The 20,179-nt window shown below is 57.4% G+C and carries 17 protein-coding genes; 6 read left to right on the top strand and 11 right to left on the bottom strand.

Annotated elements, in window-relative coordinates; genetic code table 11:
• Positions 1–9: 9 nt before the first annotated feature.
• The 4 genes from ACA053_RS04570 to ACA053_RS04555 form a co-directional block, all read right to left on the bottom strand.
• Complete coding sequence (locus ACA053_RS04570; RefSeq protein WP_497394634.1) at positions 10–2,421, bottom strand: hypothetical protein; 2,412 nt, start codon at positions 2,419–2,421, stop codon at positions 10–12.
• A 198-nt stretch (positions 2,422–2,619) separates the two neighbouring features.
• Positions 2,620–5,175: a LuxR C-terminal-related transcriptional regulator gene (locus ACA053_RS04565; protein WP_497394633.1), complete on the bottom strand. Its 2,556-nt coding sequence runs from the start codon at positions 5,173–5,175 to the stop codon at positions 2,620–2,622.
• A 140-nt stretch (positions 5,176–5,315) separates the two neighbouring features.
• On the bottom strand, positions 5,316–6,683 hold the full coding sequence (locus tag ACA053_RS04560; RefSeq protein WP_497394632.1) for a DUF1329 domain-containing protein: 1,368 nt from the start codon (positions 6,681–6,683) through the stop codon (positions 5,316–5,318).
• A 23-nt stretch (positions 6,684–6,706) separates the two neighbouring features.
• A complete protein-coding gene (locus tag ACA053_RS04555; RefSeq protein ID WP_497315671.1) occupies positions 6,707–8,500 on the bottom strand; it encodes a DUF1302 domain-containing protein in 1,794 nt (597 codons plus the stop codon).
• Positions 8,501–9,419: 919 nt separating this feature from the next.
• Between ACA053_RS04555 and ACA053_RS04550 the strand changes: the two genes are divergently transcribed.
• On the top strand, positions 9,420–11,543 hold the full coding sequence (locus ACA053_RS04550; protein ID WP_497394631.1) for a pyocin-S2/colicin E7-DNase domain-containing protein: 2,124 nt from the start codon (positions 9,420–9,422) through the stop codon (positions 11,541–11,543).
• 1 nt (position 11,544) lies between these two features.
• Positions 11,545–11,808 carry a bacteriocin immunity protein gene (locus ACA053_RS04545; RefSeq protein ID WP_497394630.1) on the top strand — a complete coding sequence of 88 codons (264 nt, stop codon included), beginning with the start codon at positions 11,545–11,547 and terminating at the stop codon, positions 11,806–11,808.
• 52 nt (positions 11,809–11,860) lie between these two features.
• On the opposite strand, the gene ACA053_RS04540 is transcribed toward ACA053_RS04545, so the two are convergent.
• The 5 genes from ACA053_RS04540 to ACA053_RS04520 all read right to left on the bottom strand — a co-directional run bounded on the left by ACA053_RS04540 (position 11,861) and on the right by ACA053_RS04520 (position 15,762).
• A complete protein-coding gene (locus ACA053_RS04540) occupies positions 11,861–12,772 on the bottom strand; it encodes an SDR family oxidoreductase (RefSeq protein WP_497394629.1) in 912 nt (303 codons plus the stop codon).
• A 110-nt stretch (positions 12,773–12,882) separates the two neighbouring features.
• The gene (locus ACA053_RS04535) at positions 12,883–13,785 is read right to left on the bottom strand and encodes an alpha/beta fold hydrolase (protein WP_497394628.1); all 903 of its coding nucleotides are present in this window, start codon (positions 13,783–13,785) and stop codon (positions 12,883–12,885) included.
• The gene (locus ACA053_RS04530; protein WP_497394627.1) at positions 13,785–14,567 is read right to left on the bottom strand and encodes a class II aldolase/adducin family protein; all 783 of its coding nucleotides are present in this window, start codon (positions 14,565–14,567) and stop codon (positions 13,785–13,787) included. Before ACA053_RS04530 ends, ACA053_RS04535 begins: the two co-directional genes overlap by 1 nt.
• Before the next feature lie 132 nt (positions 14,568–14,699).
• The gene (locus ACA053_RS04525; RefSeq protein ID WP_497315661.1) at positions 14,700–15,386 is read right to left on the bottom strand and encodes an LrgB family protein; all 687 of its coding nucleotides are present in this window, start codon (positions 15,384–15,386) and stop codon (positions 14,700–14,702) included.
• The gene (locus ACA053_RS04520; RefSeq protein ID WP_109628021.1) at positions 15,376–15,762 is read right to left on the bottom strand and encodes a CidA/LrgA family protein; all 387 of its coding nucleotides are present in this window, start codon (positions 15,760–15,762) and stop codon (positions 15,376–15,378) included. The genes ACA053_RS04525 and ACA053_RS04520 overlap by 11 nt, the downstream gene beginning before the upstream one ends.
• A 96-nt stretch (positions 15,763–15,858) precedes the next feature.
• Between ACA053_RS04520 and ACA053_RS04515 the strand changes: the two genes are divergently transcribed.
• Complete coding sequence (locus ACA053_RS04515) at positions 15,859–16,755, top strand: LysR family transcriptional regulator (protein ID WP_497394626.1); 897 nt, start codon at positions 15,859–15,861, stop codon at positions 16,753–16,755.
• On the opposite strand, the gene ACA053_RS04510 is transcribed toward ACA053_RS04515, so the two are convergent.
• Positions 16,736–17,191 carry a flavodoxin gene (locus tag ACA053_RS04510; RefSeq protein WP_497315657.1) on the bottom strand — a complete coding sequence of 152 codons (456 nt, stop codon included), beginning with the start codon at positions 17,189–17,191 and terminating at the stop codon, positions 16,736–16,738. The genes ACA053_RS04515 and ACA053_RS04510 overlap by 20 nt on opposite strands.
• A 102-nt stretch (positions 17,192–17,293) precedes the next feature.
• Here ACA053_RS04510 and ACA053_RS04505 point away from each other — a divergent pair, with 102 nt between their 5' ends.
• Together ACA053_RS04505 and ACA053_RS04500 are read left to right on the top strand one after the other, a co-directional pair.
• Positions 17,294–17,770, top strand: a complete 477-nt coding sequence (locus ACA053_RS04505; RefSeq protein WP_497315655.1) for a PAS domain-containing protein — start codon at positions 17,294–17,296, stop codon at positions 17,768–17,770.
• 54 nt (positions 17,771–17,824) lie between these two features.
• Positions 17,825–18,430: a hypothetical protein gene (locus ACA053_RS04500; protein ID WP_109628017.1), complete on the top strand. Its 606-nt coding sequence runs from the start codon at positions 17,825–17,827 to the stop codon at positions 18,428–18,430.
• 1 nt (position 18,431) lies between these two features.
• Here ACA053_RS04500 and ACA053_RS04495 read toward each other — a convergent pair whose 3' ends face one another.
• The gene (locus ACA053_RS04495) at positions 18,432–19,391 is read right to left on the bottom strand and encodes a MerR family transcriptional regulator (protein WP_497315653.1); all 960 of its coding nucleotides are present in this window, start codon (positions 19,389–19,391) and stop codon (positions 18,432–18,434) included.
• 210 nt (positions 19,392–19,601) lie between these two features.
• Between ACA053_RS04495 and ACA053_RS04490 the strand changes: the two genes are divergently transcribed.
• Positions 19,602–20,174 carry an antibiotic biosynthesis monooxygenase gene (locus ACA053_RS04490; RefSeq protein WP_497394625.1) on the top strand — a complete coding sequence of 191 codons (573 nt, stop codon included), beginning with the start codon at positions 19,602–19,604 and terminating at the stop codon, positions 20,172–20,174.
• Positions 20,175–20,179 lie beyond the last annotated feature (5 nt).

The raw sequence follows: 20,179 nt of genomic DNA, 5'->3' as shown, positions 1-20,179 counted from the left end.
TCAGCAGGGTTAACGGACGATGGTTTTGCTGCCCCGCCCCTGCGTGTCGGCCAATACATCCTGAACAATTTGCTGCAGTACCTGGTGCGGAACCTCTTGCCCAGTGGCTGCAGAAACCAGGCCTGCAACTGTCTTCGCATCACCCGCGAGGTCGATCAGCGTTCTTTGCGCTGCGGTGATTGCGCCCTTGCCCAGCTCTTTGTATTTGCCATAACCCAACGTGGCCAGATCAATCAATGCGTCCTTGAAATGGGTGATCGCTTTATTTTTGTCCCCATCGTGATAGGCCTGCGCGCCTTCAAGAATGTTTTTGGTGATTTGTATTCCGGCGACCGCGAGCCCTAGAGGAGGAATAATCAGGCTGATGACCTGTGCGGCGTTGATGACAGCGTTGTACGTCAGGCCCGCAATGATCTCGGCCAGACTGGTCGTCTGCGCGTCCACATCCCTGATGACGCGCCAGATCATGTCGTCGTAAGACCTGACGAAGTCTCGGACCCGACTGTTGTGCTCCAATGTCGGCGGAGGCAGGCTACGAGTCGAGGCCTCAAGTCCATCAAAGTAATTGCTGACCGCGAGCCGATCCCTGAAATGAACGCGCGTAGAGTAGTAATCCCTCAACCCCTTGATACGAACCGACGTATCAAAATGGCTGAATGGGCGAAACCATAAACCGTCCGGAGCTTGCGGGGTATACAACCAATCCTCGTTTTTCCCCGCGGTCATGAGCCGGAATACATAGACCCCCTCCACCGGACGAAGCCGACCAAGGTGAAGCTGGTAGATACTGTTTTCCATCGCCGGATAATCGCCCAACGGATGGCGTGCCTGCACATGCTCCAACGAACTGATTAAATTGAAAAGACCATTGCGTTGCTCATAGTTGATTCGCTGCTGAAAGTATTCTGACAATACAGCCCGGTTCATTTCCGCCAGCTGACGCTGTTGATGAACACCGCGCCTGAACGCGTAACTCAACTCGGAAGAATCCAGATAAACCGCGCGCAACATATCGATGTATTGTTCACCAGGACGCAACACCTTGGACCACGAAGACAACTCGTATATATCCAGCTTCTTGAATTCAGGCTGCCCCTCCGCCAGGCTGAATCTTGGGTAGTACGAAGGTTTTGCACTGCCTTCATTTCTGGCGTCGAAAACACGCTCATTGACAATTATGGAAGTCAGAGACAGTTTTTCCGTCGAACTTAACTCGACAATTATCAAATCCGGATCAACTGATACATGTTCCCCCCGAGACTTCAGCACCTGCTCGACTTGATACTTGATCAAGTCGTACGCAAACTGATGATACGAAATCAACGCATGATCACGCGCCTCAACGGTATACAACGCCTTGAGTTCGGTATTGAGTCGAGCAAACTGCTCCCGCAAGAAGACAGGCGCATTACGATAGTTTGCCGAGGCCAATTCGATCGCTTCAATTTTGTCTCGACGAATTCTTTCAGACACCACACCAAACAAAGGCTGTCCCGCCTTGGGCGCGATAAACTCACGCAGTTGTACATCGTCGTTTTTCCAGAAGCGTTTATTCGCCGCGAGCTCACGAAAAAACAAGTGAGCCGAATCCCGAAAACGGCTATCAACCTGATCATCGATAAAATCCGAAGACTTGCTGGCCCAATCACCGACTGCGTTACCCATCTCGACGACACTGTCAAAGCTGTGCCAAACCTTCTCATCTGGAGCAGCGGGCGCATACAGGATGTTTCGCCCCAGCGGGTTCCCTCTCTCACTGATGACAAACAGATCTTTCATTGCAGCGCCCGTGCCCGGCAACACCACGCCACGGACAAACAATGCCGGATCACCCGCCAGGTATCGCAGCACCCAGTGGTCGTCCAAGCGTTCGTAAGCACGCTCGACACTCGCGCAAAAAAGAGTGAATTCTATCTGCCTGGCCAAATACTCTTGCATCGCTTCATTGATAACCTCGGTTGCATCGATAGTCATCATCACGGCGAAGTCAGAACGAATGTCGACCGAGGCAAGCCATTGTTGAAGGCCAGCGCTGGTAAGCCCCGGGTAAACCGGACCTGCAAAACTCAATTCCTGAAGCGTCGAAATTTGCAAACCAAAAATCGCGAACTCGGTCAGCGATCTTTTATCCTCCTGAATGATCTCCTTGCCAGCAACGCGGAGCGTATGTCGGGACGTCACGACAATCTGGTCGGGCTCACACTCGACACCTGCGGCGCTGCGTGCCCATGAACGAACACGATTCAGTGCATAAGCCTTTAAAGAAGCGCGTGGGCCTAACGCTTCGTTCAAATTCTTTTCACTTTCAACCAACGCTGCTTCAAGCCCCAGAAAATGCTGAACGTGTTGCTCCGAAAAACTCTGACGCCAGTAATCCAGTCGCATCTCTCGTTTACTAGGCACACTGTTATTAAAACTCACTAAATCATCCTTGTTGACAACAGCAATGGCACCATGCCAATTGCTCTACCAACAAACACTAACCCCCCTCTCCCAAGATAAAAATATCAAACTTTTTTCTGCATATTAAACAATCCTCACCGCGCAACCCAACTACATCCAACACACGTTTAATCGCAATAAAAAAGCAAAAGCGCCGTCACAAACCAACACGCGACTTTAATCCAGCAAACCCAATCGCTTGGCCTTTGCCACCGCCTGAGTTCTGCGTTCGACACCTAACTTTCCATGAATACGTCGAGCATGAGTTTTCACCGTATGTAACGAGATGAACAACTGCTCTGCAATCTGTTGATTGGAATTACCCATGGCAATTAACTTCAGCACTTCAGACTCACGCTGACTGAGTGGATTGATTTCAATGACCACTGTGCTGTTTTCAGTGAAATTTTCGGCAATACCCAGCGACGACAGTAACCCCGGCTGACGCAGTTGTAATTCACGAAGTGCCTGACGCAGCCCACAGCGCTCTGCGAGGTTCAAGCCCTTACGCAAGAACTCCCTGGCGCCAGCCAGGTCCCCCTTCAACCAGGCACCTTCAGTGCATGCGAACAGCAGTTCAACTTCCAGTGTCGGGATTGCGGCCCTCTGTGACTGCTCAAGCATTTGTTCAAATTGGATCATCGGGTCGTCGACCTGGTGTAGATAAACTTGCGCCAGCACCAGTAAATATTCGATCCGTGCGATCAACATCAAAGTTGCGGGAGGTGCTTGCCGCGCTTGCGGACCACGATAATGGCGCAGCACTCGAGTGAGTGCTTCGCGAGCCAGTTCGGGACGGCCTTGCTGTAGCCAGAAATGACTGCTGATTTGCAACAACACGCCGCGGTAAACGGTGTCAGGACTCTGTCGCTGCTGCATCAGCCGCTCAGCGTCGCGTAGATGAGCAAACGCCAAGTCATAGTCACGCTGATTGGCCGCCAATTGCGCCAAGCCAAGAAAACCATACAAAACCCGTTTGTCGTGGTTGCGCAAACAAATCCGCAAGCCACTCTCGAACAACTCGGCCGCTTGCGCATCCCGTCCCTGAGACAAATTCAAACGGCCACGCTGCAACGCCAATCGACCAAGCAATGGTTCGGCATTGCGCTGCTGCCTGGTAAACATGAGGTGAACATTGGCGAGCAGGTGTTCGGCACGCTGGAGAGCACCACGCTGCTCGAGCAATTGCGCATGATCGAGCTCCAGCAGTCCTTCGAAAACCAGCGAGCCTTGAGCACGCGCCAGGCATAAAGCTTCACGATTCATCGCCTGAGCGACATCCAGCTCGCCCCGCAGCAAGGCCTGCTGAGTCAGCCCCGACAAGCACATCACGCGCACAGTCCAGAGCTCGGGGCCGAGGTCATTCAGCGCATCGAGAAAATGCGCGCGTGAGCCCTCTGCCCGCCCCTGCAGATGCAACAGCCAACCCTGCTGAGCTTGCCACCGCGCGATCAGTTGCCGTTGCAGAATCGCCGACGGCTGCGGGGTGAATCGTGACAACTGCTCGATGCAATCCCCGGCCTGTTCAAATCGTCCCGCAAACAGCGATGCCGCGGTGATCAGCCCGACCAGTTGCGGCGAACCGAACATGAGCGCTTCGCCTTGTTGCTCGTACAACCGCAACAACAGCACGACCGTCTGTTCCTCGAACAAATGCTCGAAACTGAAATGCTGTAACAGGCTGACCGCAACCTCGAACTCTTCGGCCAGCAAGGCCTGCTCGAACGCGGCTTTCCAGTCCAGTTCGGCGGCGAACCACTGGCAGGCGCGGCGATGCCAGGAACGCCCGGCCGGCCATTGCTCATCGCGCATCAACTGCGTGAGTGGAGGGAAGATCTGCAGCCAGTCGGTCGATTCCTGCCAAGGCTCGATAAAGCAGCCCAGGTCCTGCAACGTCTTCAGGCATTGCGCGCCCTCCCCCGCACCAAACAGGTGATCGCACAACCGCGCATTGAAGCGTGGCAAATGCGCGAGCACCCGCCAGGCTTCCGTCAACTCAGGGGTCAGGCTGGTGAATAGTTCGTGTTCGAGGTAATCGAGCAACGTGTCCGGTCGGCTGTGATGCGGATCGTTGCGCGACCAGTCGCATTTTTGCAGCAGCGCAACGCGGACACCGGCGCACCAGCCGCCGCTGGTCTGGATAATCTTGCTGGCGGCGGTGTTGGCATCAACCGGCGTCAGGTGACGTAACAGCGAGGCAATCTCAGCTTGATTGAAGGCCAGCGTGGCGCGCTCGCATTCGTACAATTCGTCATCGAGCAGCAACCGTGGCCAATTGCATTGCGGGCGGCGGCGGGCGCCCAACCACCACGTCAGCACAGGACTACTGACGGCCAGCATGCGATCCAGCAATTGATCGAGCTCCGGGTTTGGAACGCGGCAATAGTCATCGAGAAACAGCCAGGTCGGAACCTGCACGCGAGCCAGCGCCCCGAGCATTGCCGACTCTTGCGAAGAAGCCAGACCCAGCGCTTCTGCCACTCGCTGACGAAATTGCGCCGCATTCATCGTCACGCCAGACAACGGCAACCAACACACCCGGCATTGCGGCGGCGCCTGTAACAGGCAGTCGGCGAGCAGCGCGGTCTTGCCGCTGCCGGCCGGCGCGCAGAGTAATTTCACCCGTGACGTGGAAGCCAGCAAAGGCCCGGTCAATCGATCACGCGACAGGTGATGCGAGGACAGACGGGGCAGGAATCCAGAACGGTCAAGACACGGGGTCATGGCGGTCATTGCGGCGTGCCTATTTATAATTGTCCGGCAACCCTAGCCCTCTACAACCCGCTTGTTTAGAAGTATTCAGAACGCTGATTGACGCCCATAAAAAAGGCGACCAAGCGGTCGCCTTCTGCACTGCGAATACATCAATTACCTTACCGAACCCCCTCGGCACGCAACGCCGATGGCGTGTAGTCCGCGGCCTTGGCTTCGAAACCGAATTCAAAGCTGTGCTTCTCTTCGTTCTTCATCCCCAGCGCAATGTATCGGCCGGCAATGATGTCGTAGAGCGCTTCCAGCGTGTACGCCTGGGTCTGGTGATCGTAGTAGTACTGGGCGTGACCTTCGGCCACTCGCCACAGTTGACCGCGACCATCGTAGTGGTCCGCCAGCGCCACTTGCCAGCTGTCTTCGTCGATGTACATGTGGCGCTTGGCATAGATGTGCCGCTCGCTCGACTTGACCGTGCCGATCACCTCCCAGACGCGGTGCAGTTCATAGCGGGTCAGGTCCTGGTTGATGTGGCCGGCCTTGACGATGTCGTCGTACTTGAGACTCGGCGAGTCGAGTTTGTAGCTGTTGTAGGGGATGTACATTTCCTTCTTGCCGACCAGTTTCCAGTCGTAGCGATCCGGCGCACCCGAGAACATGTCGAAGTTGTCGGAGGTGCGCAGACCATCGGCGGCGGTGCCCGGTCCGTCGTAGGCCACTTGCGGCGCGCGGCGCACACGGCGTTGGCCGGCGTTGTAGATCCACGCCAGGCGCGGTTCTTTCACCTGATCGAGGGTTTCGTGCACCAGCAGCACGTTACCCGCCAGACGCGCTGGCGCCGTGACCGACTGCTTGAAGAAGGTCAGCACGTTGGCAGCTTTTTCCGCGTCCAGGTCCTTCATCAATTGCGGGACGGCGATCTCTTCCTCAAAGCGGATTGGCGTGTAGCTGCCGTTGGTCTGCGGCGTCACCTGGGTGATGATGCGGCGCAGGTTGCCGCCGTGATAACGGGTGATGTGGTTCCACAACACCTCGACCCCGGTCTTCGGAATCGGGAACGCGTAGTAGCGGTTGCCAGTGAAATTCGCCAGGCCGTTACCGTCGTTGATGCTGTTCACGTTCAGCGCGCTGCGCTTGGCCGACTCGACAAGCTCCGGTGGTACGGCCACGGTGCGGTGAGTCGGGTAGACCGGGATCTTGTAGGTTTCCGGGTAGCGCTTGAACATCGCCACCTGGCCTTCCGAGAGTTTGTCCTTGTACTTGTCGACGTTGGCCGGGGTGATCACGAACAACGGTTTTTCACTGGCGAACGGGTCAGCCAGGAAACCTTTGCTGTCCACCGCACCGGCGTTTTTCGGGATGCCACCGGTCCACGCCGGGATCGAGCCATCCGCGTTACCGGCCTTCTCGGCGCCGAGCGGCGTGAGGTTGGTGCCGAGTTTGTTCGCTTCGTCCGGCGAGACCGCCGCCATCACGTTGGCCGCCAGCAGGCTCAGGGCCAGGGCGCCGCATTGCAGAATCATCTTGCGCATCAAATTCATCCTTCTCAGCCAGATCAGAAGTTCACGCCGAAGCTCAGTGCCAGGAAGTCGCGGTCTTCCAGGGTGTTGTAGTCACCGCCGAAGAAATCGGTGTAACTCAGGCTCGCGGTATAGGTGTTGCGGTAGTCGGCATCGACGCCGACGCTGACTGCCTTGGCGCCTTCGTTGAACAGCCCGTTGGGGCCGTAGCCCGCGACGTCATGGGACCAGGACAGGTTGGGTTTGAGGTTGATCCCGCCAATCACGTTGGCGTAATCGAGGATCGCCCGGGCGCGGTAACCCCAGGAGGTCGAGGTGACGAAACCTTCGGTATCGCCGCCGAAACCGTACTGGCCGTAGACCGAGTCGCGGCCGTAACGCAGGTTGCTGCGCGACTCCAGACCACCGACGTGAACCACCGCTGCTTCGCCGACCAGGGTCAAGCGCTGGGCGCCCCACACTTGATCGACGAACTGCGTGAGGGTGGTCTGGATCTGCGTGATTTCCTTGCGGCGGTAGCCTTTGTTGTCAGCACCAGGGGTGGTGGCGATCGGTGATGCAGCGCCACCGGCAATCGGGTTGACCATGGCCAGGGTCAGGTCGTTGGTGCTGAGCTGCACCGGAGCATTCGGCCGATAACTGATCTCGCCGCTCCACGCGGTGCCGGTCGGCAAGGTGGTGGAGAAACTCGCGCCGTAGAGACGAATGTCTTCCGGGTATTCGAGGTAATACTGACCGCGTCCGAGCATGACGCTCTGGGCCAGACCCGCTCCGCTGCCCGGCGCCAGACGGTTGGCCACACTCACCATGCCTGGAAGGCTGGCCAGCGTCGACAGGCCGGCGGTGGTGGTGCCGACCGTCGGTGTGCGGCTGTGGTAATTCATGAAATATAGGCCGTACTCGGTGTCGTCACCGAGCCAGCGCAACGCCGTGCCCCACTGCCCGGAATCCCGCGCATCGCGGTCGCCGCCACGGGGAACGACCACGCCTTCGCGGGTCACCTGGATTGGTTGACCGAAGGCTGACGCCAAAGGCGCCAACGGGGCAATCGCGGGGCTGCCGACGGTGTAGTTGTTGTTGCAACCATCCGCCACTACGTCGTTGCCGAAGAAGGTGCCGCAGTTGTCAACGACCGTCTGGTCCCACTCCAGTTGATAGAAACCTTCCACCGAGAGCTGATCGGTCAGGCCCTGGGAGGCGAACAGCATGTTCACCGGAATCAGACCTTCCTTGATCTCGGCGCCTGGGCGACGGAACGCGGAGACGTCGATCGGGTTGATGCTGTTGATCGAGTTGCCGATGAAGGTACTTTCACCCCAACTGACCACCTGCTTGCCGGCGCGCACAGTGCCCGGCAGATCGGCAATGGAATAGTTGTGATAGACGAAGGCATCGAGAATCTGCGCACCGGACGACTTGGCGCCCTCCTTGCGGCCACTGTCACTGATCGGCTTGAACTCGCGGTCTTCGTCCTTGAGCTCGAAGTCGTACCAGTACTTGCCACGGACGAACACGCCGGTGTCGCCGTATTTCAATTCGAGGTCGTGCAGGCCCTTGAAGATCTTGGAGAAGGTTTCGCCCTTCTTGAAATTCAGCCGGCCGTCATCACCGGTCGAAGACTGTCCGGTCCCGCCGTTGACGGTGCCCACCAACGATCTATCGGCATCGCGCATACCCCAACTCGCGCCGACGGACAGCGAGGAGTCAAACGTCCCCTCGATTTCGCCAATGTTGAATGCAACCGCTTGCGCCTGGGCACAGCAGCCCAAGGCAACCGCAGCGGCCAGCGCTTGCGGCGTGAAGATGGCGCGCATTGTTGTTTTTGTCATGCGTCTTCCCCGGTGAGTGACAGAAGGCCCCACCCTACTGCCGCACGTGAGGAGCGATAAGCGCACCAAGGAGGTATTCGTGGTGTACCTCTAAAGGATGAATGGCCTGATGGGACGGGCGTTTGCGCTGAGCATGGATGGGCTGGATGGAGGGTTATCAGCAGAACGCATGGCGGGAGGATGGCACCGACCGATGTAGCAGCTGCCGAGCAGCGCGAGGCTGCGTTCGGCTGCGCAGCAGTCGCAAAACCTGCATATGCAAATCTCCTGGTGAACCGCGTTGGCTGATTAAACGACTGCTTCGCAGCCGAACGCAGCCTCGCGTTGCTCGGCAGCTGCTACAGGGGCCTTGGCGCAGTGGACTTTTACTTATGCTGCAACAGTTCATGTCGCGAATCGCTATTTTTCCTTTGGGCTCAAGGCCTTATTCTTGCCGGGCTTTCACGGTGAGTAGCCAGGAAGCGCGAAGCGATGGCATGTGATCATGCCCATGCCATTGGCGACAGAATCCTGATGAATCGACGCTTTATCGATTGATCGCCCCGTGTTCACTGACGTTGATTTGTAGCTCCTTGATCCAACGTCTTACTTTGGCCGCTGCGTTTGCAGCGGCCTTTTTTATGGGCGGTGGTTTTGTGGCTGGCGATGGGGACAGGGATTTCCGCTCGAGAATCTCCTGCAAGATATTTCCTATATCGGGATAAGAAACATCTCTTTACGCGAAAGACATTCACGTCTTTATTCCTGCCGCATCGAAACTTCTCTCAATCCTGTCTGTAACAGCCCACACATCTCTCGGACCCAGACTGTTGGTTTTGGTTGTAACGTTTTATGGGCACGACGTAATAACTCGAATTTATTTTTAGAAGACATGCCAACCACGCGCGCTTTCTAAATCACCCTGCACATTCAAAAGGATATGAATATGCAAAAGCCACCAGATCAATCAAGACCAGGATTTCTTGATATCGGCACACCTGTTCACACGATTGGCGAAGCACCCGATCACATTATCCCCGCACCTCTAACATCAAACGTAGTAACAACCGGCCCACACGGACACGGCATACCGGTTTACTACCAGAATCTCAATACAATCAAAGCCACTTCCAATGCGCTGGAACAGGAATATCAAACCAAGTCCAGCCAACTACCGCAAACCATTGAGAATGAACTCGCCACCACTCGGCTTGAGGGTTCAACTGCACCGCTTCCGCCTGTGCAATCGATCATTCGCGAGTTGGATGTACGAAATAAACTCACCGTTCGAAAAACGGCCGAACTCCAAGACAAAACAGCGGTTGCCCATTCTTTTTATGGAGGAGATCCATTTAACAGACACATCAACGAGTTCATGAAGAAGGCTACAACTATCGAAAAAAGGCCTGCGCCGAACGGCGTTGCAATGCAGGCATTGTTTCAGTCTCTTAGGGCGGCCCACGATGCAAGATTGTTGGCTCAAGGCCTTGAGTTGCTTAGACAGCAAAACGGCAATGTGCAGAACTTTCTGAGTGCTGTGCAGGCCAATGAGCAAGCACAGAGGGCTGCCGCCGAGTTGGCGCGCGTAAATGAGGAGGCTGCAGCCCGGGCTCGAGAGCAAGCGCGGCTTGCCGCCTTGGAAAACGCGCGGAGGGTAGCGGCGGAACAAGCTCGGGTTGCGGCGCAAGCGGCCGCGCAGCAGGTCGCTGCAGAACGGGCGCTTCTCGAAGCACAAGCCGAGGTCATACGGCAGGAAGAACGGGCACGCGAAGAGCAAGAGGAAAAAGAAAGAAAGGAGGCCGATGCAGAAAAGAATGCGCAGGAGATCGAACGATTCAGAGCCATGGTTGCGATGTTCAAATCATGGGAAGCCGCCAAAACCAGTCGTCCGTTTCCCGTATCGGGCCGGTCTGCCGCAGCAGGTCCGGTGTTCACCCTGGCAACGGGTCGTCTCGCCACTGGCGTAGCGACAACTCAATCCGTCAGGTCCGCGCTGCACGCCGCAGTTACCACAGCGACAATGGCGGGCTCCGCAGCGGCAAGTGCCGTATTTGTCGGATTTGCGGCACTGATGTTCCCCTCTCCACTGGCTGACGGTGAAAGACGTTCGCTAAGCGTCCCGCTTTCGAATCTGGTACCCGACAATTTCCACTCCTGGAGCCTCTCGCTATCGGAGTACCAGCCCAACGATCTCCACGCCTTGAGCATCCCGCTCTCGGAGTTCGCACAGGTCAATCCAGATGACTTGTATGCCATTGCCCAGATCAGTGGAGACGTCAGGCTGCCGGTGGCGATCGGCTCCAGAACAGCAGGGAACATAACCGAGTTCTTTGTCGCTGCCACAAACGAAACGACGCTGCCTGGCAACGTCCCGGTGCGACTCGCCACCTACGACCCTAACGCTAATATCTATAGGTCGTACAACCCGGATGCCCCGTCCATCGGCATGACCTGGACGCCGATTGTCCTGCCGGACAGCGCATCAACCACCCTCCCCGCCAGCGAGCCGAACATTGCCGTTTACGACGGCACGACGCCATCCGCCTTGGAAGGCAGGATTGATGAATTTCCGGAGCTGGATCTTTACAGCTTTGGCGGTTTTATCACGGTATTTCCTGCTGAGTCGGGAATTCCTCCGATCTTTACGATGTTCAGGGATCGGCGGAACGAACCCGGTGTTGCCACTGGTTACGGAAAGCCGGTTTCAGGAAACTGGGCGGGGATGGCCTCAACGCAGGAAGGGGCACCGATCCCCGAGCAGATTGCGGATAAACTTCGAGGGAGGGAATTTTCGAGTTTCAAAGCTTTTCGCAGGGAGTTTTGGAAGGCTGTAGCTTCCGATACAGAGTTGAGTTCACACTTATCTCGGCTAAGCAAAATCGAGGCTAAAAAAGGACTTTCAGCTAAGGCACCTTCAGTGGATCACGTCGGAAAAAGGACGAAGTACGAACTCCATCATCTGACACCCATTAGCGAAGACGGAGCAGTCTACGACATTGACAACATTCAATTACTGACTCCAAAGCAACACATAAAAATTCACTCAGACAGGGGGGACAAATAAAATGAGCCTTAAAAACAAGTTTGAGGAATATACCGAATCCGAATACAAGATCCTTATACAACGTTTGTTTGATGGTGATTATTCATCAGAAGAAGAGCTCGATGGCATTGTTGAGAACATCGTGAACACTTCCGAACATCCGAACGGTTCCGACATCTTGTACTTTCCTTCGGAGGGTATTGAAGACAGCCCATCTGGCGTTCTGACGACCATAAAACAATGGCGAGCAGCGAACGGAAAGCCGGGATTTAAAGCCGAAGATTAATAATCCAACAAAGGAGCAAGCACACTATTGCTTGCTCCTTCTGTCTGATTTTTTACAACGAATACTTCTGCAAATTCCCCATCATTTCCTTCAGCGCTTCAATATTGTCCTTCGGATGCGCCGCCCCTTCAAAATCACAAATCTGCTCCCACTGCGCCGCGACATCTTCCGGCGAGAAACCCACCCGCGGATCAAACCCGGCGCCCAGGCTGCGTTCCCAGCGCACCTTGCCCATCCAGCCGCCGCCGACTTCAAACAACCCGGAAGTCTCCTGGCAATTCTCGCTGGCCAGGTACACCACCAACGGGCTGACCAGTTCCGGCTTGAGTTGCTCGAACACTTGCGGCGGAATCAGGCCTTCGGTCATGCGAGTGCCGCCGGTGGGCGCGATGGCGTTGACCAGGATGTTGTTCTTGCGGCCCTCGATGGCGAGGGTGCGGGTCAGGCCGTAGAGGCCGAGTTTGGCCATGCCGTAGTTGGACTGGCCGAAGTTGCCGTAGATGCCCGAGGTCGATGCGGTGAAGATCACGCGGCCATAGTTTTGCTCGCGCATGTGCGGCCAGGCAGCGCGGGTGACTTTGTAGGCGCCTTCGACGTGGACGCGGTAAACCAGGTCCCAGTCGGCGTCGTCCATTTTGTGGAAGGTCTTGTCGCGCAGGATTCCGGCGTTATTGACCACGACATCGATGCGGCCGAAGGCGTCGAGGGCGTGCTGGACGATTTTGTCGCCGTCGGTGACGGAGTCGTGGTTGGCTTCGGCGATGCCGCCCGCCTCACGGATCTCCGCCACTACGCGGTCTGCTGCCGACGCGTTCGCGCCTTCCCCTTGAGCCGAGCCGCCAAGATCGTTGACCAACACTTTGGCGCCTTGTTTGGCGAACAGCAGCGCATGCGCCCGGCCCAGGCCGCCGCCGGCACCCGTGACGATCACGACTTTATCTTCGAAGCGCACAGACTCACTCATGGGGGAACTCCAGCAGACCAGGGACAGTAAGTCCGAGTGTCAGGCACCAGGCTGCTGGTCACAATAAACACAGGTAGAGCTGAATGGTGCCCGATAAGGCTGGGGGATAGTCAGGAACAGGCGGCCCTGCGCGGCGGAGAAACCAGCCGATCCCGAAACTCCTGGTAATGCTTGAGCACCTGCGCCGGTGCTTCGGTCTGTGGGTAATGGCCAATATCAGGCAGCAGCACCGTGTCCGGGTTGGGGACCAGTTCCCGATAGCGCTTGACCATGTGCGCGCCGGAAATCGGATCCACCTCGCCATCGATGACCCGCAACGGGACCTCGCCGCGCTGCATGGCGCTGACCCAACGCTCGCGCTGGACACGCCGCTCAGGGATATAAGCGATGAGTTTATGCATGATCCGCTGGCCGTGATTGCTGTCGATCAGGCCCCAGAAATCATCCATCTCACTTTCGGTGGGTCGAGTTTGTGGACCAAATATCTGCCGGAAACTTTTCACCATCGCATCACGCGTGAAGGCGCGGCCAATCATCCAGCCTAAGGGGCTGAGCAATAGCTTTTGCGCCAGCAGGGGTCGATGGGTTTCGGGAAACAGGCCACCATTGAGGAACACGCAACTGGCGATATCAATGCGGGATTCGTAATGCCGGGCCAACAGTTCCTGGGCCACGCTGTCGCCGTAATCGTGGGCCAACACATGCACCGGCTGCTCGACGTTCAGGTGCGCGAGCAAGGCCTGTTGCAGATCGGCCTGCTCCAACAGGCTGTATTCATGGTTGACCGGTTTGGCTGAGTCGCCGAAGCCGAGCATGTCGCAGGCAATCACCCGATAGCGCTGCGTCAGCGGTTGCCACAGGTAATGCCAGTCCCAACTGGCGGTCGGGAAGCCATGGATGAGCAACAGCGGCTCACCCTGCCCCGCCGTCCAGTAACGGATGGTCTGGCCACGGAATACGAACGTCTGGCCGCGTTTGCGCCAGACACACAGGGGGATCTCGGCAAGTGGCATTAGATTTTATAACCCGGGTCTTGTTGATCGAGTTTGCGCAGCAACGCCGGCCAGGCCAACGCACCGCCCATTCCTTGAGCACTTTTGGTCACGCCGGCGATCATCGCCTTGGCGCCCGCCAGAATCTGCGGCTCGATGGCAATCAGCTCGGCACCACCGTTCTGCGCCAGCACCTGGATATCGCAGGCACGCTGGAAGGTGAACATCATCAGGAACGTGTCGGCGATGGTGCTGCCACAGGTCAGCAAGCCGTGGTTGTGCAGCATCAGGAAATTGTTTTCACCCAGATCGGCTTGCAGGCGCGCCTTCTCTTCATGGTTCAGGGCAACGCCTTCGTAGGCGTGGTAAGCCAGGCTGGACAGCACAAACAATGACTGTTGACTGATCGGCAGAATGCCCTGCTTTTGCGCGGACACCGCCACACCCGCTGCGGTGTGAGTGTGCAGCACGCAGACCACATCGTGACGCACTTCATGCACCGCGCTGTGAATGGTGTAACCCGCCGGGTTGATCTCGTAAGGACTGTCCATCAGCTTGTTGCCGGCCTGATCGACCTTGACCAGGCTCGACGCGGTGATCTCGTGAAACATCAGCCCGAACGGGTTGATCAGGAAATCTTCGGTGCCCGGCACCTTGGCGGAAATGTGCGTAAAGATCAGATCGTCCCAGCCATGCGAGGCGACCAGACGATAACAGGCAGCCAGGTCGACGCGGGTCTGCCACTCGGCGGCACTGACCTGGTCTTTGACACTGTGGGGGGATTGGACGGGAGCAACATTCACGGCAAGGACCTCCTGTTCTTATTGTTTTACTGTCGTTACAGCAGTCTAGTCAGGCCCCGGAGTTCGTGTAGTTGCATTGGCAGCCAGCTTGATGGCCTAACGAGTCAGTTCATAAGAAAGCCTGGATCCATGTCAAAGGACCGCCGCCAACAAAGGCGCGGCAAACAGGTTCAACAGCCCGGTCAGCACCATGACAAGCCCCGCGACCGAGCCTTCTTCACCGCCCACTTCATGGGCCCGACTGACGCCGGCACCGTGCGCGCCAACGCCAAACAACGCGCCGCGCGCAAGGGCACTGCGCAACGGCAGCCACTTCAGCAAAATGCCGCCGAGCATCGCCCCGAACACCCCGGTGAACATCACGAACACCGCCGTCAGTTCCGGCACGCCACCGAGGTCTTGAGCCAGTGGCATGGCAAAGGGCGTGGTGATGGAACGGGGCACCAGCGACATCGTCACCGAACTGTCCAGTGCCAACGCCTTGGCCAGACCGAACGATGTGCCGATGGACGCCGCGCTGCCCGCCAGCATTCCGAGCAGCAACGCCGACCAATGCCGCATCAGCATCTGCCGCTGTTGCCAGATCGGCACCGCGAACGCGACGGTCACGGGCCCCAGCACCAACATCAGCCAATGGGTGTTGCTCGAATATTCCGAATACGCGGTGTGCAGCGGCACAGCGAGGGCCAGCAGCAGGGCTGGAACCAGAATCAGCGGCGACAGCAGATAATGCCCGGTGCGCCGATAGATCCAGCGACTGAATAAATAGGCCGAGAGCGTGAAGGCCAGCCAGAACATCGGCATCAGTTCAAGCTTCATGGGACCTCCTCAACCGCACCACCCACTCCACGGTGAATGCGGTGACCAGCATCACCATCAGCGTACTGACGCCGATCACCAGCAGAATCCGCCAGCCGTCGTCGCGCATCAGGCCACCGTAGTCGAGCAGGCTCATCAGCGCCGGGATAAAAAACAGCAGCATCTCGGCCATCAACAGGCCGGCACCCATTTGCAGTGCCGCCGGTTTGATAGCGCCAACGGCGAACGCCAGCAGCAACAGCGCCATACCGACGACGCCACCCGGGATCGGCCAGGCAAACCCTACGGCAATCTCACAGCCAAGCAGGTAGATGCCGAGCAACACGGCCAGTTCAGCGGTTAATCGAGCCAGGCGTTTCAGGGTTGATGCATTCATGGTTTCGGTCCTCACAGGCGCTCATTTTACGGAGCGGGCTGCCATCCCCGAAACGAATTGTTAGACTCTGCTCTATTCCAATATGGAATCCAGCTCATGGAATTCAAACAGCTACGCAGCTTTGTTGAGGTCATGCACCAAGGTGGTTTCACTCAAGCCGCCAAGACCCTGCACATCAGCCAATCGGCGGTCAGCAAGCAAGTCGCTCAGCTGGAACAGAGCCTGGGCATCCCGCTGCTTGAACGCCTGGGTTCGCAGCTTCGCCTGACCGCCGCCGGCAGCGTGGTGCTGCAACGGGCCGAAGGCATGCTGCGCCTGCGCAACGAATTGCTCAGCGAACTGGACGATTTGAGCCAACTGGCTCGCGGGGAATTGCGCCTTGGACTGCCTCTGCTGGGCAGTGACGCGCTGTTTGCCGGGCTGTTTGCCGAGTACCGGCGGCGCTACCCGAATATCAGCATCCAGTTACTGGAGGGCGGTAGTCTGAACATCGAACAGGCTGTGTTGAGCGGTGAGCTCGAACTCGGTGGCAGTCTGTTGCCGAAGGATCCGCAGTTCGCTTTCCAGCCGTTCTGTGATGAGCCGCTGGACGCGCTGCTGCCGGCGGATCATCCACTGGCGAACAAGTCGGTGATCGGTTTGGAGGAGTTGGCCGAGACGCCGTTCCTGTTGTATCAACGCAGCTTCGTGCTCAACGACCGTTTGTTGCAGGCCTGTCATCAGTTGGGCTTTACGCCCAAGGAAGGTGGGCGCAGTGGCCAGGCGGATTTTCTCGCGGCACTGGTGGCCGCCGGCCAGGGCGTGGTGCTGTTGCCCAGCGTGGTGGCGCGCGGGCTGGTGCGGCCAGGGGTGGTGCGCCTGACCTTGAATGCCCCGAGCTATTTGCGCTGGGACATTGCCTTTATCTGGCGTCAGGGCGCGTACCTGTCGAAGGCCGCACAAGCCTGGCTCGCCCTCCTGCGCGAGCGGCCGGTCAGCCCCGCAGCGCGCTGATCAACTCGGCCAGCCAAGGTTCGGCGTCGGTCTCCGGGGTCACGCTTTCGCTGGCGTCCAGGCGCAGCATCGGTGCCACTTCGCGCAGGCCCAGTTCGCCGAACAATTCACGCATCTGTTCACCACCACCGCAGAAAGTATCACCGTAACTTGCATCTCCAAGGCCGATCACCGCCCCTGGCAAACCGCGCCAGGCTGAAGGCAATTGGTCACGGATCATCGAATACAACGGTTGCAGGTTATCCGGCAATTCACCCATACCGGTGGTCGACGTCACCGCCAGAAACGCGTCCGGGCCGAAGGCCTGAACGTCGGCAAGTGATGCGCGCGGGTTGTGCCAGGTCTCGAAACCGGCGGCGTTTAAAATCTTTGCGGCGTGACGGGCAACTTCTTCAGCGGTGCCGTACACCGAGCCGGAAATGATGGCAACTTTCATCAAACTGATCCTGAAGCTGAGTAAAAGACACAGATATTAACAGCACAGGCTCATTTGATCTTTTAGAATGAAAATCTCTATCAATACGGAAAGGACTCTCCGATGATCAACGCTCAACTGCTGCAAATGGTGATAAACGCTTCCAACGACGGCATCGTGATTGCTGAAAAGGAAGGCGAACAGGACAACATCCTGATTTACGTAAACCCGGCGTTTGAGCGTCTGACGGGTTACACCAGCGAAGAAATTCTCTACCAGGATTGCCGTTTCCTGCAGTCTGGCGACCGCGATCAAGAGGCCCTCGCTACGATTCGCGAGTCGTTGACCCGTGGCGGCTCCTGCCGGGAGATCCTGCGAAATTACCGTAAGGACGGCACGCCGTTCTGGAATGAACTGTCCCTTTCTGCAGTGAAGAACCCGAGCGATGGGCAAACTTATTTTGTCGGCGTTCAGAAAGACGTTACGGTGCAGGTCAAGGCACAGCAGCGAGTAGCGCAGTTGGAAGCGCAATTGGCTGAGACGCAAGCCGAACTGGCTGCGCTCAAAGCGACGAACGGCGAAAACAAAACAGCGAATTAATTGTCATTAACTACAATCACCGATGACTTTGTAACTTTTTCTTTCGAGTTAGCCATGCAACGCGACGCACTCCTGACACAGGATGAGCTGGATTTCATCCAGACCATGCAACACAACCCGCAACTCAATGTGCGGGACGCGACGTCGAGCCTGCTCGTCAACGGTGGATCGCAAATCCGTGATTTGCTCACGCGCCTGGCCGCACATGAGCAAGTCACCATTCAGGCGAACTTCGAAAACCAGCAAATGACCTTTCCGCTGCACCTGGTGGAAGACGAGTTTCACGCGCTGCATTTGCGCCTGGGCGTGCCGAGTATTTTTGAAGACGGGCCGATGGTTCGTCCATGGCGCTTGTCACTTGAAGAGCCGGTGGCGCTGGAAAATGCCAAAGGCCAACCCGGCACGATGTGGGTGCATGAAATATCGTTCAAAGGGGTGTTGCTGGAAGTGCGCAACAAGACCAAACCACCCAAGCACTTCGCGCTGTGGTTCAGCCCGTCAGGCTATGAGCGGATTGCATTGCGCGGCACCTTCGAGCGTGAAACCGAGCAAGGCTTCTACGCCTACGAATTGAGCCAGAGTGACAAGGACGAGACCGAGCGTCTGCGTCAGTACATCCTTCAGCAACATCGTCTGACACATCCCGCCCTGCACATCTGATTCAGGTATCCAGGTTTCCTGCCAGGAACTGTTTCAGACGCTGACGCATCACCATTCCCTCATTCCCCAGACACCCGATCGACGTTCCGGCCAGGCTGTCCTGTACCAGGTCCGACGCATCGCCGGCCAGCAGCAACTGACAGTCCAGGCTCATGGCCAGTCGGTTCAAACGTCGAGGCAATTCAGCGGCCGGCGCGTGATTCGATACCAGCACCAGTGCCGTGGGCTTGATCCGCTCGCAAACCAGGGTCAACTCGTCGAAGGGCTGACCGATCGCCAGCAATTGAATGGCCGAGTCGACACTGCTCAGATACAGCGCCGTGAGCAGCACTTCGAGTTCATGGGCTTGATCGGCCAGGGCGCAGATAATCACACGGCGCGGTTGCATGACGCGCACAAGCAGCATGCGTTGCAATACGCGAGATCGCAGAAAACCATCCAGGAACAGCCATTCGCTGGTCTGACCGAACGCGTCATGTCGCTGAAGCATCAACTTCCAGATCGGCATCAGGATGTCCTGGAACACCACTGTCAGGGGATAGCTGGAAAAAACCTGTCCATAGATCTGCTCCAGTTGCACCTCGTCAAATGCCGTCACGGCCGCCTCAACCTGCTGTTGCCACTGGGCATAGTCGGCCTGAACGAGTTCGTCGGGAATGATCTTCGCCAGGGCTTTGAGGGGTTCGGTCTTGGCCAGTATCTTGCCGACCTTGCTGACTGCGACGCCGCGATCGATCCAGCCGAGAATGCTGCGAACCTTTTCAATATCGGCCATCGAGTACAACCGATGCCCGCTTTCGGTGCGTGTGGGCTGGATCAGGCCATAACGTCGTTCCCATGCCCGCAAGGTGACGGGGTTGATACCCGTCAAACGCGCCACTTCACGAATGGGAAACAGCTCCTCTTGTTCCAGCGCAGTACCTTGCTGCAGCGCTGGGGCACCCTCGGTCAGGACAGGCATTAGGCAATTGACGTCCGCGTGCAAAATTGGATCCCATTCTAACTCCTCTACCCCGTGCGTGTTCAAGGCCGATGAACGACGAATGTCGCTGGTGTATCCGTCAGAATCAGGAATAATCCTTGCTTGTCTCAAGACGCAGCCCATCACCCCGGCGCTGCGCCTGGCGAAACTCCTACCCGGAGCGACGCATCTGTTATACGGAGATTCACCATGTCTACCTCACCCGTCACGCTGATGGTTGCTCGTCGTGTCGCCGATGGGCGTTATCAAGACCTGATGGTCTGGTTGCGCGAAGGCGAACAACTGGCCACCGACTTTCCCGGTTATCTCGGCTCAGGCGTGCTCGCTCCGCCGCCCGGCGATAACGAATTCCAGATTATTTTCCGTTTTGCCAACGAGCAAACCATGTACGCCTGGGAGCATTCCGCTTCGCGTACCGCATGGCTGGCGCGTGGCAGCGATCTGTTTGCGCACAAGACGGAACATCGTGTGAGCGGCATCGAAGGCTGGTTCGGCGCCGTCGGCCAGCGTCCACCCCGCTGGAAACAGGCTGTGGCAATCTGGCTGGCGTTCTTTCCGGTGTCCTTGCTGTTCAACTTCGTATTGGGGCCGCTGCTCGGCGACATGAGCCTGCTGCCTCGCGTGCTCATCAGCACCCTGTGCCTGACGCCGTTGATGGTCTACTTCTTCATTCCGCTGTCGACCCGCCTGCTGGCCGGCTGGCTGAACAGCCCACCGACGCGCCCGTTGCCCGCCGAACCCTCCACCCAGAATCACGGATAACCGTT

The organism is Pseudomonas sp. LBUM1672, assembly GCF_059695655.1.
The sequence above is the reverse complement of the archived record's forward strand: the minus strand, read 5'-3'. Positions and strand labels throughout refer to the sequence as shown.